Source organism: Enterobacter sp. EC_64, assembly GCF_019584165.1.
Classification (GTDB): domain Bacteria; phylum Pseudomonadota; class Gammaproteobacteria; order Enterobacterales; family Enterobacteriaceae; genus Enterobacter; species Enterobacter roggenkampii.
Genome location: NZ_VDAS01000027.1, coordinates 44,389 through 58,298 on the forward strand (window position 1 = coordinate 44,389; position 13,910 = coordinate 58,298).

The following is a 13,910-nucleotide window of genomic DNA, read 5'->3' on the forward strand; positions in this document are numbered from 1 at the left end:
AAGTAAAGCATAATTTTTCCCTCTTCCCTTTGGGGTGAGGGACGATGTCAGATTTCGCAATAGCGCAGAAAACGCTGCAGGGAGCTGGAAAGGTGTTTCTGGCGATGATGAATGCACCACAGCGTGCGCACCAGTTTCGGGAGCGGAACGGGAATCTCCACCAGCGATCCGGTTTCCAGCTGTTCGGCAATAACGCGCCGGGAAAGACAGCTGATACCCAACCCGTGGCGCACCGCGTGCTTAATCGCCTCGGAGTTCCCCAATTCCATCCCCAGCTGGAAATGCGGCAGATGGGACAGCAGCAGGTAATCGACAATTTCACGCGTGCCGGAGCCCTGCTCGCGCAGGATCCACTGCGCCTGCGCCAGCCGCTCCAGCGTCACCTCGCCCTGCAATAACGACGAGGCCGGGGATGCAAACACCACCAGCTCGTCTTCCAGCCAGGGCTCGGCAATGATATCGACGTTGTGGCAGGGCCCCTCGATGAGGCCGATATCCACGCGGAAGTCGATCACCGCGTTGATGACGTCCTGGCTATTGCCCACGCTCATCTCCAGCGGCAGGGTGGGAAAATCCCGGCGGTAGCGGGCAATCACTTCCGGGAGAATGTAGTTCCCGATGGTGCTGCTGGCGTAGACGCGGATCGCACCGTTATCTTCGCGGAACAGCTGTTCGATTTCGATAGCCTGCTCCAGCAACGCCAACGCACGTGGATAAAGAAGACGACCGTGTTCGTTGACCACCAGACGCTTCCCTACCCTGTCGAAAAGCTGAACGCCCAGCTGTCCTTCAAGATCGGTCAACGCCGCGCTGACCGCAGACTGCGAGAGCGCCAGCATTTGTGACGCCTGGGTCGTCGAGCCGCTTTTCAGCACCTCGGCAAACACTTCCAGCTGACGCAAAGTAATGTGCATGGTTGCTTACCACTTATATAGATTGATTATAAGTATATAATCAATTTTATTTTTAAGCCAGACCGCCGTAACCTTTAGCCAGACAAAGGAGAAGGTTATGTCAGAAATCACCTTACAACATCATCGTACAGTGTGGCACTTCGTGCCGGGTCTTGCGCTCAGCGCCGCAGTGACCGCCGTCGCGCTGTGGGGCGGCAGCATCCCGGCCATCGCAGGCGCAGGTTTCAGCGCGCTGACGCTCGCCATTTTGCTCGGCATGGTCGTGGGTAACACCGTTTATCCACATATCTGGAAATCCTGCGACGGCGGCGTAATCTTTGCCAAGCAGCATCTGCTGCGTCTTGGGATCATTCTTTATGGCTTTCGTCTCACCTTTTCGCAGATTGCGGATGTGGGTGCGAGCGGGATCGCCATCGACGTTCTGACCCTGACCAGCACCTTTTTACTGGCCTGCTTTATCGGTCAGAAAGTGTTTGGCCTGGACAGGCAAACCAGCTGGCTGATCGGTGCCGGGAGCAGTATCTGTGGCGCAGCGGCGGTGCTGGCAACGGAGCCGGTCGTGAAAGCCGAAGCCAGCAAGGTAACGGTTGCCGTCGCGACGGTGGTGATCTTCGGTACGCTGGCGATTTTCCTCTACCCGGCCATGTATCCGCTGGTCGCCCACTGGTTTAGCCCGGAAACCTACGGCATCTATATCGGCTCGACCATGCACGAAGTGGCCCAGGTGGTCGCAGCAGGACACGCCATTAACCCGGACGCTGAAAACGCGGCGGTGATTGCCAAAATGCTGCGCGTGATGATGCTGGCGCCGTTCCTGATTTTCCTGGCCGCACGGGTTAAACAGCTGGCTCCGGCGGGCGGCAGCGAGAAGAGCAAAATCACCATTCCGTGGTTTGCGATCCTGTTCATCGTGGTCGCTATCTTTAACTCCTTCCACCTGCTGCCGAAAGCGGTGGTGGATATGCTGGTGACGCTGGATACCGTACTGCTGGCGATGGCCATGGCGGCGCTGGGGGTGACCACGCACGTCAGCGCGCTGAAAAAAGCCGGTGCGAAACCGCTGCTGATGGCGCTGGTGCTCTTCATCTGGCTGATTGTCGGCGGTGGCGCAATTAACCTCGCGGTCCATAGCCTGATGGCATAAACCACTACATCCTTCTCCTGTTAACCCGCTATCATAGGCATTTCGGGTTAACAGGAGTCCCTTTATGAAATATGTTGGAGCGCACGTCAGCGCTGCAGGTGGCCTTGCGAATGCCGCCATTCGTGCCGCCGAAATTGAGGCGACCGCTTTCGCCCTGTTCACCAAAAATCAGCGCCAGTGGCGCGCCGCACCGCTCACCGCTGAGGTGATTGATGATTTCAAAGCCGCCTGTGAGAAATACCGCTACGGGCCCGGCCAGATCCTCCCCCACGACAGCTACCTGATCAACCTCGGTCACCCGGTTGAAGAAGCGCTGGAAAAATCCCGCGAGGCGTTTCTTGATGAAGTGCAGCGCTGCGAACTGCTGGGGCTGACGCTGCTGAACTTCCATCCGGGCAGCCATCTGATGCAGATCGACGAAGATGCCTGCCTGGCGCGCATTGCGGAGTCCATCAACATCACTCTGGATAAAACCAAAGGCGTGACGGCGGTGATTGAGAACACCGCTGGTCAGGGCAGCAACCTCGGCTTTAAGTTCGAACATCTGGCGGCGATTATCGACGGCGTGGAGGACAAATCCCGCGTCGGCGTGTGCATTGATACCTGCCACGCGTTTGCCGCCGGTTATGACCTGCGCACCACCGAGGCAACAAAAAACACGTTTGATGAGTTCGAGCGCATTGTGGGCTTTAAATATCTGCGCGGAATGCACTTAAACGATGCGAAAAGCGCCTTTGGTAGCCGCGTTGACCGCCATCACAGCCTGGGCGAAGGCAACATTGGCCACGATGCGTTCCGCTTTATCATGCAGGACGCTCGCTTCGACGGTATTCCGATGGTGCTGGAAACCATCAATCCGGACATCTGGGCAGAAGAGATTGCCTGGCTGAAGGCACAGCAAACCGCTGAACAGGCGGCATAAAAAAAGCCGGGTTGCATCACCACCCGGCTTTTTTATTGCTTACCGCTTACGCTGCTTTCGCCACAACTTCCGCTTCCGGACGTTTCAGCACCGCGTAAGAGAGGCCCGCCACCAGCGTACCGGCAACAATCGCCAGCAGGTAGCCCAGCACCGGGGTGATGGCGCCAGGGATCAGCAGCACGAACAGACCGCCGTGTGGTGCCATCAGTTTTGCGCCAATCGCCATGGAGATTGCACCCGTTACCGCACCACCTGCGATACAGCACGGCAGCACACGCATTGGGTCACGCGCCGCGAACGGAATCGCGCCTTCGGTGATGAAGCACAGACCCAGCACCAGCGCGGCTTTACCGCCTTCCTGCTGCGCTTTATCGAACTTACGACGGGCAATAATCGTCGCCAGGCCGAGCGCCAGCGGAGGCACCATGCCTGCCGCCATGATGGCCGCCATTGGCGCGTAGGTCTGGGTACTCAGCAGGCCCACACCAAAGGCGTACGCCGCTTTGTTCACCGGACCACCCATGTCGGTACACATCATGCCGCCGAGGATTGCACCCAGCAGAACCGCGTTCGCGGTGCCCATGGTCTGCAGCCAGTGGGTCAGACCCGCCAGGATGCCCGCAACCGGCTTACCAATCAGGTAAATCATCGCCAGGCCGACCACCAGGCTGGAAATCAGCGGGATGATCAGGATCGGCTTCAGCGCTTCCATACTCTGCGGCAGCTTCAGCTTCGAGCTAATCAGCTTCGCGACGTAACCGGCGAGGAAGCCCGCGATGATACCGCCGATAAAGCCAGAACCGGTGCTCACGGCCAGCATACCGCCGATAAGACCCGGGGTCAGACCCGGGCGGTCAGCAATGGAGAAGGCAATAAAGCCCGCCAGTACCGGCACCATCAGGGCGAAGGCTGAGCCCCCGCCGATCTGCATCAGCGCTGCCGCCAGCGTTCCTTCTTCTTTAAACGCCGTGATACCAAACGCGAACGAGAGCGCGATACACAGACCGCCCGCGACCACCATCGGCAGCATGTAAGACACGCCGGTCAGCAGGTGACGATAGGCGCCTGCGGACTCTTTCTTCCCTTCCGTCGCGGTCTGGCGCGCGCCGGTTGCCTGATACGGCTTCGCTTCCACCAGCGCTTTATCAAACTCCTGCGCGGTCTTTTTCAGCGCCAGGCCGGTGGAGGTGCGGTACATTGGCTTACCGGCAAATTTCGCGAGGTCCACTTCGATATCCGCCGCCACAATCACCAGATCGGCCTCCGCCACTTCCTCTGGGGTGATGGCATTGCCGGCACCGACGGAGCCGCGCGTTTCAACTTTTACCCACCAGCCGCGTTTTTTTGCTTCGGTTTCAATGGCTTCAGCCGCCATAAAGGTGTGAGCCACCCCCGTCGGGCAGGCCGTCACCGCCACAATGCGTTTCGGGCCCGTGGCCGCAGCCGGTGCCGTCGCGACAGGCGCGCTGTAGACAGACGCGTGGCCTTTCGCTTCGCTCAGGAACAGTTCCGGATGTGCCACCGCGCGATTAATATCGCCCAGCCACACTTTTTTGCCGTTCAGCGCACTGTCAGCCGGGATGTTGTCGCCCAGGACAATGGCCAGTTCGGCATCGCCCGGGTTATCAGTCATCTCGAGATGTGCTTTGTTCGCCGCCGCTCCCAGCAAGGTCTTCGCCATATAGGCGCGTGCCTGTCCGAGACCGGAGTCAATGATCAGCAGCGTTTTCATTATTCCTCTCCTGCTGTTAGTTAAAAGGTTTTAAGTCAACGCGCGCCATCATCGCGGCTAACTGGGTACGATCGGTAATACCGACATTGCTCTGGCTGACGGCCAGGGCAGCAACGGCAGTGGCAAGACGTAAAGTATGTTCACTGGATTCCCGCATCAGCAGACCATAAATCAGTCCGCCAACCATGGAATCCCCTGCGCCAACGGTACTCACAACCTCCATTGACGGCGGTTTGGCGATCCATTCGCCAGACGCGTTAACCCACAACGCGCCTTCTGCACCAAGCGAGATCACCACGTGAGCGATGCCCTGCTCGCGCAGCGCATGGGCAGCGTCAATCACATCTTTTAATTCTGGCAGCTTACGGCCCGCCCAGATCTCCAGTTCGCGGCGATTTGGCTTCACCAGCCACGGAGAGGCTTTCAGGCCCGCGACCAGCGCGTCACGGCTGCTGTCAAAAATAATGCATGGGCACTGGCTGCGCAGGCGCGTCATCCAGTCGGTAAACGCTTCCGGGCTGACGCCGGACGGCAGGCTGCCGCTGACGCACACCATGTCGAACTGGCCCAGCCAGGTCAGCGAGTCGTTGACAAAGCGTTCCCAGTCTGACGGCGTCACTTCGAAGCCAGAGAAGTTCAGATCGGTCACTTCACCGTCTTTCTCCGTCAGCTTAACGTTGATACGGGTACGGCCCTGAACAACCTGGAAACGATTGGCAATGCCCAGCTCGCTGAACAGCTGCTGGAAACCATCCTGGTTGTCTTTACCGAGGAATCCGCCCACGGTGACATCGATACCGAGATCCTTGAGCACTTTCGCGACGTTAATCCCTTTGCCCGCAGCATGCAGGCCGGTGGTACGCACGAGGTTAACTTCGCCGCGCTCAATTTCCGGGCAAAACCCCACCAGGTCATAAGCCGGGTTCAGCGTAATAGTCGCAACACGTCTGCTCATTATGCGCCCTCCCCCAGACCCGCCGCGATGGCATCGCCAATCGCTTTCAGCGCCTGTTCAGCATCGGCACCCTGCGCGGTGAAACGCAGACGGTGGCCTTTCTTCACGCCCAGCGCGACCACTTTCATCAGACTACGGCCGTTGGCCGGTTTGCCCGTGCCGTCAAGATTCGCCACGGTAATCTCACTCTCAAATTGTTTAATGGTATTCACCAGCATGGTGCCCGGACGGGCATGCAGGCCGTGCTCGTTACGCACCACGAACTCCGCGGTTAGCACGTCATCCGTCAGCGCATCATCACTGGTCAGCAGTGCCAGCACGGTGGAGGCATCAGCGTTCAGCAGTTTTTCAGCTTTGTTGTTCAGCAGCAGATCGCCAAGACGCTTCAGCACGGAAACCGGCTGTTCATCAGCCATCGCGACGGTCACCAGCATGGCTGCGCGCTCGCCTTCTACCTCAAACGCCGTGGCAGCACGGCTCACGGCAATCGCACTGCGCAGGTTGCCTTCAGCACTGTCGTTCAGCCAGATACCCTGACCCAGATTCAACGGCTTATCGTTAATCACGCGCGTCACAAAGGTGGCATCCGCCGCGCCGGCTTCTTTCAGACGACCCGCGTTAAGCGCCTGCAGCGTCACCAGATCGGAAGCAACCACATCCAGCGTCAGCGTTTCATTATCCAGTTTCAGCGCTTCACTCTGTTTTTCGCCCATCAGCAAGGCGCGCAGCTCTTCCGCGGTGGTGGCGGATTTAAGCTGTTCAGCCACCGCGTCATCGCTCAGGACATGCGTCAGCTGACGCAGCAGACCTAAATGTTCATCGCTGCTGGCCGCGATACCGATGGCCACATAGGCCACCTGACCGTCGCCCCAGAGCACGCCCTGCGGGAACTGATACACCTTAACGCCGGTTTTCAGCACCTGATCGCGGGTGTCGGTGGTACCGTGCGGAATGGCAATGCCATTGCCGAGGAAGGTTGAAGTCTGCTGCTCGCGGGCCAGCATGCCGTTGACATAGCCGTCCGCGACGTTACCCGCCTGCACAAGCGCAGCGGCAACCTGGCGAATAGCCTCTTCTTTATCCCCGGCCTGAGCGCCCGGGTGGATATCCTGAACAGATAACTGGAACATGGTTCTCCACTCCTGCTGAACTTGAATCGTTTCAGCTTTAATGAGAAAAAACGCGCTAGCCTGCTCCGTTTGTTAAAACAAGATAGCGCTGAAACGTTTCAAAAAGTCTTGCGCTTTCTGCTGTACCTTGCAAGTAAACTCGTCTTTCTGATATCAGAATTTAGAGATACAGCACATTTCTTCTTCATTGAGCTGAATTTTGCTGAAGTTCAGCAAGTCAGTTTCAGCTAAGGTCAGCAGCGTGAGAGGCAAGTTGAAATGCCATTTTGATTTTTCGTGGCATCATTGACCGCACCCACTGTTTATTTTTTAGCTGACGGCGTACACTCCGCCCCTCTCTGCTACTCGCTAATTATAAAACATGCATAACACCCCTGCGGCTGCCTCGCCAAAGCCCTTTGACTTGACCTCAGCGGCCTTCCTGATTGTTGCCTTTTTCACGGGCATTGCTGGTGCGTTACAGACGCCGACGCTGAGCTTATTTCTGACCAATGAGGTTCATGTTCGTCCGGCGCTGGTTGGCTTCTTTTTTACCGGAAGCGCCATCATCGGCATCCTGGTCAGTCAGTTTCTGGCGGGGCGATCCGACAGAAAAGGCGATCGTAAAAGCCTGATCGTTTTCTGCTGCCTGCTGGGGGTCATGGCCTGCGTTCTGTTTGCCTGGAACCGCAACTACTTCATTCTGCTTTTCGTCGGGGTATTCCTGAGCAGCTTTGGCTCGACGGCTAACCCACAGCTGTTTGCGCTTGCCCGCGAACACGCCGACCATACCGGACGTGAAGCGGTGATGTTCAGCTCTGTCCTGCGTGCGCAGGTGTCGCTGGCGTGGGTGATTGGCCCGCCGCTGGCCTACGCGCTGGCGATGGGTTTTGGCTTTACGGTGATGTACCTGAGCGCGGCAGTCGCGTTTGTGGCGTGCGGCGCGCTGGTGTGGTTCTTCCTGCCGTCAATGCGCAAAGAGCCCAAGGTGGCAACAGGTGTGCTGGAAGCGCCGCGCCGTAACCGCCGCGATGCCCTGCTCCTGTTCGCGATCTGCACGCTGATGTGGGGCACCAATAGCCTCTATATCATCAATATGCCGCTGTTTATCATTAATGAACTGCACCTGCCGGAGAAGCTGGCGGGCATCATGATGGGCACCGCAGCCGGGCTTGAGATCCCGACCATGCTGATCGCAGGCTATTACGCAAAGCGCTTCGGGAAACGTTTTTTAATGCGCATCGCCGCCGTCGCCGGTCTGCTGTTTTATATCGGTATGCTGACGGTACATACGCCGGGGCTATTGCTGGCGTTACAGCTCCTGAACGCTATCTATATTGGTATTCTCGCCGGGATAGGCATGCTTTATTTCCAGGATCTGATGCCGGGCCAGGCAGGCTCTGCCACCACCCTTTATACTAATACCACCCGCGTGGGCTGGATTATTGCCGGTTCAATGGCCGGTGTCGTGGCCGAAATCTGGAGCTATCACACGGTGTTCTGGATTGCGCTGGTGATGTGTACGCTGACGATTGGCTGCCTGGCGAGGATTAAAGACGTTTAAGGCGCGGTGAGCGCTTCCAGCTCAAGAAGGTACGTTATCGCCTGCTCTCGCGTGCTGCCGCACATTTCAGCCGTGGGCTGAAGCCCGGAGCAGACCTTCGGGCGCAACGGTGAGCCAAAGATCATGCACAGGTTCGTTTCCGAGAGCTGAACGCAGCGGGTATTGGCAGGTTTGCCTAACATATAATTATTCACTGTTTAAAATTCACATTCCTGCTGTTAGCATCAGGTCCATCTGATCAATCAATACCATCCGAAGGGAATCACACTTAATGAAACCTAAGCTGTATTCGTACGTGCGTTTTTCATCTGTGAAACAACGGGAAGGCAACTCCCTGGAGCGTCAGCAAGATACCGCTCTAAAAATTGCGACCCGTTATAATCTCGAACTTGATACAACGGCTTTCCATGATCTCGGCATGTCCGCGTTCAAAGGAAAAAATGCTCATGAAGGGAAGCTATCGGAGTTCATCAAGCAGATTGGGGTTAAAGTTCCCGTTGGTTCGTGGCTGGTAGTCGAAAATCTTGACCGCATTAGTCGTGATGATGCCTGGAGCGCTTTGGATATATTCAAGAGCATACTTAGCAAGGGGATAGTCGTTGTTACTGGTATGGATGAAAAGGTCTATAAGTACGCGGACGTAAAGAATAATCCAACCGATTTAATCATTTCGTTGTTGATGTTCACACGCGCCCACGACGAATCGTTGACAAAAAAGAATCGGGTTGAAGCCCAGGCTCGTTCGCTGATAAGACACAACCTGACAAGAGAACCGGGAACACCAGCAAAAGCCATAGAATCAGTAGGTCAGAATGTCTGGTGGGTAGACACAAAATCAGGATACGTTACCCCACACTCCATTTATTTTGCCGCAGCGCAGAAGATTATCGAACTAAAACAAAACGGTGAAACTCTTCTTGGTATCCAACGATATCTTAACGAACACTACACTGCCCCTAAAAAGAGGGTTTATAAAGACAAGACAGGTCAAGCGCTGACACCCAAAACGGAGCAATGGGGCAAACATTTGATCAGAACCTTTTTGAATCCCACTGTTCACGGACAAAAAATCTTCACGCTGGATAAACGCGATGAATCAGGTGCCATCATATACGATTCCGAATCAGATGAACCGTTGAAAGAAACATTCATTATTCCGGATTACTATCCAGCACTTATGTCGGAAGTAGACTACTTGACACTTTCGAAGTTAGATCGACATCGTGCTGTCACTCGTAGTTCATCAACATATCCAGGAGGTAATCCTGAACCTGAAATACCGCTACTCTCAGGTATCGGTATTCTTTTTTGCGGTAAATGTGGATCTTTCATGTTCAAATCTGGTTCAAGTGAAAACAAGTACCGATATATATGTGGTTCAAAAATCGTTCAGGGTAAACCTTGCGGTAAAAAAGGATTTACGTCATACCAACTTGAGCACACTGTTTTACAACTAATCGCTGATCACGTCTGGAACAACCACCAAGAGGATAAAACAGCATGGTACGAATCTGAGATTGAAAAGGCATCTGAAGCTGTTAAGAAGCTGCTAAAACTAGCAACTTTGACAGACAACATCGAAGAATTGGCAGATCAGATTAATGCCAATAAACAAAAAAAAATTACGCTTGAGAAAGAGTTTCAACAGTACAAAATCAGCCGTTCAGAAATTCAAACTACTGGCTGGGATCAATTCCGACATTTCGATGTTCATGACACAAAGAATCCTGAGCGTAAGCGGATTAGACTGAAGGTAAAGCAAGCTATCAAACGTATTGATTGTTATGACATTGATGGTCGGCACAGTCATTTTGAAGTGACCTTCGCCGACGAAACAAAGCAGAGAATAGTGATTAAGTTTAATCGCAACAGATCACCTGGTATTTCGTATGTAGAGGCACAAACAGTAAACGATCATGACTTACTAAAAATGCAGGGACTTGTGTTGCACTCCTTCATTGATGAACTGATTTCACCTGAAAAATTTGCGCAGCATATTAAAGACAAACACGAAGTCAGCATTCTAAACCCGACATTTATAACCGAGCTGGAGGATGGCGTAACCCGAGACGAAGACAGTGGAATGGCTATCAGGGTAGATGGCATTACGAGCAAATCATATGCAACTGTCAACGGCATTAAGTACGAGATTAACTCACTGGAAGACTTAAAGAAACTTTCACAGTAAATAACACGCTAAATCACTCTCCCCTTGCCTACCTGACAAGGGGAAAGCAACCAAACCGTCCCGCAGATACCATTCCATACCAAAGCCCCGTAAAACTTGATACCGAGCGTTTTAGAGCAAGGGTTCAAATTACATCGTATTCATTATGCCTACGAACAGTGCGAGTTGCACCGCTTCTTATCGAAACACCTCTATGGTTGCCGGAAACCGCACACAAAGTAGATGGTTATGTCTTTCAATCGCAGTATTCAAGACTAAGCGCAGCCCCACATTAGCGTCAAGCATATGAACCATACAAAAACCCTGTAAATACAATCGACTTAGTAACAATCCCCTCTCTTCCTCCCATGTCAATTGATCGTTTTTATAGATCAATTTTGCAATATTGATAGATTTAATAGATCAATGTAAGGTCATGATTCTTCGGTTGGTGTTTCTCGTAAACAAGACTCATGGAATGAATACTCTGTCCACGATGGAGTGAGAACGATAGAAGGCATCCAGAATGACTATCCTTATAAAAACCTTAAAAATCATGGCGTCAGGTGTTGTTTTCGTTTCAGGTATAACCACCGCCTCCAGTACCGTCTATTTCTTGCCAGAGGCAAAATCAGCAGGTGTCGCAAGCAGCGACAAAAACGCCCTGATGTTTCTCGGGATGGACAGGGATGTAAATCTGAAGGGGATATGCTTCGCGATGACAAAGCAATCCTCATCAATCGTTCCGCTGGTAGATATCACTGCTACAACTGATAACGGCAGATTCACGATGCACGGGTTACGCCCTAATGTCAGTGATACTAAAGAAGTCGCTTGTTCCTTCGGGTCCGAAGCTGGTGATTTCTTGACTGGCATTTCGAAGTCAACAGCCGTTAACGTGAAGCTGGATTTCAATGGCGAGATCCGCAATTACAGTTTCGACACCACAGAGTTCGGAAAAATGTTGACTGCCAATGGGAAAGGCGTGTGGGAAAAAGCAGCTAAAGATTACGCTCAGGGAGTACGTGCACCCGTTTTCTATAGCAGCGGTAGCGAAGCTCCCAAAAACAATGCAGTAACCTCAAACGTCGATACACACAGTTATAAAGCAAGCGATGAGAAACTTAATTCGGTCTGGAAAAGCCTTAGCCCTGAAACCCGAAAACGATTGCTTCCTTCTCAAAGAGAATGGATAAAGCACAAATCCGGCTGCAATAATGAACAGAAATGTCTTACCGACATGACGAACAATCGCATTCGTGAACTGGAGTCTGAAAATGGAAAATAATGCACTGACTTTGGTTTTAAAAAACGATTGGGTAGCATCGTCTTCTGGTAATACCTATACCGGAAAATACACAGTTGGACGGTTTCACCTGACAGATGCGTTCATCGTTGTGTATATGAAGCTGATACATGGAATTGAAATACCCGATTTATGGGTCAGTAGCAGCTTCACTAACATACCAGATACCGATACCCGAAGGGTTATGTATATGGAAGGCTGTGATATGTTATCGAAAGATACAATGAACGAAATCCGTAATGCAGTGAAGTCTCCGCCTGACAAGCTGAAAATATATCGTAATGGAGAGCGTATTGTTAAGATAGAAGTTATGGAGAAACAAAATGACCTCAAAATTTAAAAAGTCAACGACAATTGTTGCCTTCTTCTTCGGACTTTATATATTGAACGGAATAGCAATAACACCCAGCCAAGCCAGAACATCTGAATCGATACATTTCTCGAACGGAGGTTCAGCATCTTTACAACAAAACGAACAATCAACAAAATCATCGATAATCGATATACTTCCAAGACTGTATACAACCGAAGAAGTTTATGCACGATTTCAGGAACATGAGTTCAGAGCAACAAATGACTTCAAAAAGTGCCGATTGATGGTTACAGGAAAAATAAAAAAGATTAGCGCAGCCACCTTCAGTAAAAATCCGTTAGTAACGTTACACATCCCTAATTCAAGTGAAGGCTTGAAATTCCTTTTCGAAAACACGGATTATGATAACAATACTGTAGCAGCATTAAACGTGGGCGATACAGTGATTATTGCTGGATGGAATGCACGACCAGGAACATTTGGGGACATTTTTTTAGATGATTCGCAAATCATGACAAAAATGGTTTCAAAGAAGAAGAGGCAAATGCTGGCTTTAAACGGTGGAATTTATGATCGGGAGATTTGTCATAAGTGACGTACTTCAAATGCACGGCACAATCCCATGGAATCACTAATTCAATTGCATTTTCTCGCGCTTACGAAGGTGTTGATAATTATCCGCGTCAGGCAACACGGATAATTGAGTAGTTTCTTAAAGCAAGGCCTGCCCTGCAAAATGACCAATTCCCATAGATAATAGCATAGCCATGGTACTCCAGAACGTGATTCTAATGATCGCCCTGACAGGAGAGGCTTTACTCACAGCCGCAGATATATAGCCAAGGACCGCCAGTGAAAAAAGGGTGGAAAGGATTATCAACAAAAAAGCCAGTTTCAGAGGGGAGAGCCATGCCACGATTAAGGGTAACACCGCACCAGCGGAAAAACTCAGGGCAGAAAAGACAGCTGCCTGTAGGGGCTGTGCAGAATTTATATCCGTCAACCCCAGTTCTTCACGGGCATGAGCATCCAGGGCATCTTTGACCATAAGTTGCTCCGCAACCTGCCGGGCAAGCTCTGGCTCCAGTCCACGTTGCATATAAAGTGAAGTCAGTTCCCGCACCTCTCCCTGATAATCAGTTTCCAGCTCCCTTTTTTCCTGGGCAAGTGCTGCGTTTTCGGTATCCGCCTGAGATGAGACGGAAACATATTCCCCTGTAGCCATTGACATAGCTCCGGCAACCAGTCCTGCAACACCTGCAAGTAAAACACCGGAAGGACTGCTATTTGCAGATGCAACCCCAAGAACAAGGCTCGCTGTCGAAACAATTCCGTCATTTGCCCCCAGTACAGCTGCCCTCAGCCATCCCACTTTTTCGATACTATGTCGTTCAAGATGCATATATTTTTTCCTTCAAATACGCATACTCATCGGAATTACGGATAAATAGAAAATGCATTGACGGATAAATGCGCGGTTATAGTCTGTTTTAGCCAACCATTACAGGGCATCTTATCCATCATAAACCTACAGCACTATTCGGTAACGGGATTTTTCCTTTGGCTACGAACGGTGAGGAAGATATGCAGCAACCCCATCGCACCATGTGCCCAGAAATAGGTTTCAATAAATACAGTCAGAAACTTATGCACATGCAGGACGGTTTCTGTGATCTTGACCCGCCATTTCCGGACAGCTTTTGTATCTTAAGTTAACGATGCCCGCTGCCGCCGGTATTCTCTCGGAGAGTGATATCCCAGCGCACTATGCGGGTGATTTTCAT

13 protein-coding genes are annotated in these 13,910 nt (G+C 52.1%); 7 read left to right on the forward strand and 6 right to left on the reverse strand.

The features are described 5' to 3' along the window. Positions 1 to 47: 47 nt before the first annotated feature. Positions 48 to 914: a DNA-binding transcriptional regulator YeiE gene (gene yieE / locus FHC52_RS18695; RefSeq protein WP_008500932.1), complete on the reverse strand. Its 867-nt coding sequence runs from the start codon at positions 912 to 914 to the stop codon at positions 48 to 50. 97 nt (positions 915 to 1,011) lie between these two features. Here yieE and FHC52_RS18700 point away from each other — a divergent pair, with 97 nt between their 5' ends. Together FHC52_RS18700 and nfo are read left to right on the forward strand one after the other, a co-directional pair. Then, positions 1,012 to 2,058, forward strand: a complete 1,047-nt coding sequence (locus FHC52_RS18700; RefSeq protein ID WP_023294037.1) for a YeiH family protein — start codon at positions 1,012 to 1,014, stop codon at positions 2,056 to 2,058. A gap of 64 nt (positions 2,059 to 2,122) precedes the next feature. Continuing rightward, the gene (nfo, locus tag FHC52_RS18705) at positions 2,123 to 2,980 is read left to right on the forward strand and encodes a deoxyribonuclease IV (protein ID WP_008500934.1); all 858 of its coding nucleotides are present in this window, start codon (positions 2,123 to 2,125) and stop codon (positions 2,978 to 2,980) included. A 46-nt stretch (positions 2,981 to 3,026) separates the two neighbouring features. On the opposite strand, the gene fruA is transcribed toward nfo, so the two are convergent. The 3 genes from fruA to fruB are packed head-to-tail and all read right to left on the reverse strand — an operon-like array spanning position 3,027 to position 6,797. After that, positions 3,027 to 4,712 (reverse strand): PTS fructose transporter subunit IIBC, encoded by a 1,686-nt coding sequence (gene fruA / locus FHC52_RS18710; protein WP_008500935.1) that lies wholly within the window; start codon positions 4,710 to 4,712, stop codon positions 3,027 to 3,029. Positions 4,713 to 4,728: 16 nt separating this feature from the next. Then, positions 4,729 to 5,667 carry a 1-phosphofructokinase gene (fruK, locus tag FHC52_RS18715; protein WP_008500936.1) on the reverse strand — a complete coding sequence of 313 codons (939 nt, stop codon included), beginning with the start codon at positions 5,665 to 5,667 and terminating at the stop codon, positions 4,729 to 4,731. Next, positions 5,667 to 6,797, reverse strand: a complete 1,131-nt coding sequence (gene fruB, locus FHC52_RS18720) for a fused PTS fructose transporter subunit IIA/HPr protein (protein WP_039025028.1) — start codon at positions 6,795 to 6,797, stop codon at positions 5,667 to 5,669. Before fruB ends, fruK begins: the two co-directional genes overlap by 1 nt. A 361-nt stretch (positions 6,798 to 7,158) precedes the next feature. Here fruB and setB point away from each other — a divergent pair, with 361 nt between their 5' ends. Further along, a complete protein-coding gene (gene setB, locus FHC52_RS18725; RefSeq protein WP_065102631.1) occupies positions 7,159 to 8,340 on the forward strand; it encodes a sugar efflux transporter SetB in 1,182 nt (393 codons plus the stop codon). On the opposite strand, the gene FHC52_RS18730 is transcribed toward setB, so the two are convergent. Beyond that, positions 8,337 to 8,522, reverse strand: a complete 186-nt coding sequence (locus tag FHC52_RS18730) for a hypothetical protein (RefSeq protein WP_039025027.1) — start codon at positions 8,520 to 8,522, stop codon at positions 8,337 to 8,339. The two genes, setB and FHC52_RS18730, sit on opposite strands and share 4 nt — an antisense overlap. A gap of 89 nt (positions 8,523 to 8,611) precedes the next feature. Here FHC52_RS18730 and FHC52_RS18735 point away from each other — a divergent pair, with 89 nt between their 5' ends. The 4 genes from FHC52_RS18735 to FHC52_RS22825 all read left to right on the forward strand — a co-directional run bounded on the left by FHC52_RS18735 (position 8,612) and on the right by FHC52_RS22825 (position 12,721). Then, a complete protein-coding gene (locus FHC52_RS18735) occupies positions 8,612 to 10,528 on the forward strand; it encodes a recombinase family protein (protein ID WP_220420195.1) in 1,917 nt (638 codons plus the stop codon). Positions 10,529 to 11,033: 505 nt separating this feature from the next. Continuing rightward, positions 11,034 to 11,795 (forward strand): lysozyme inhibitor LprI family protein, encoded by a 762-nt coding sequence (locus FHC52_RS18740; RefSeq protein WP_198680129.1) that lies wholly within the window; start codon positions 11,034 to 11,036, stop codon positions 11,793 to 11,795. Further along, entirely contained in the window at positions 11,785 to 12,153 is a 369-nt protein-coding gene (locus FHC52_RS18745; protein ID WP_045339449.1) for a hypothetical protein, read from the forward strand. The genes FHC52_RS18740 and FHC52_RS18745 overlap by 11 nt, the downstream gene beginning before the upstream one ends. Continuing rightward, entirely contained in the window at positions 12,137 to 12,721 is a 585-nt protein-coding gene (locus FHC52_RS22825) for a hypothetical protein (protein WP_129694150.1), read from the forward strand. The genes FHC52_RS18745 and FHC52_RS22825 overlap by 17 nt, the downstream gene beginning before the upstream one ends. A gap of 117 nt (positions 12,722 to 12,838) precedes the next feature. On the opposite strand, the gene FHC52_RS18755 is transcribed toward FHC52_RS22825, so the two are convergent. Continuing rightward, positions 12,839 to 13,528 carry a VIT family protein gene (locus FHC52_RS18755; RefSeq protein WP_129694149.1) on the reverse strand — a complete coding sequence of 230 codons (690 nt, stop codon included), beginning with the start codon at positions 13,526 to 13,528 and terminating at the stop codon, positions 12,839 to 12,841. Positions 13,529 to 13,910 lie beyond the last annotated feature (382 nt).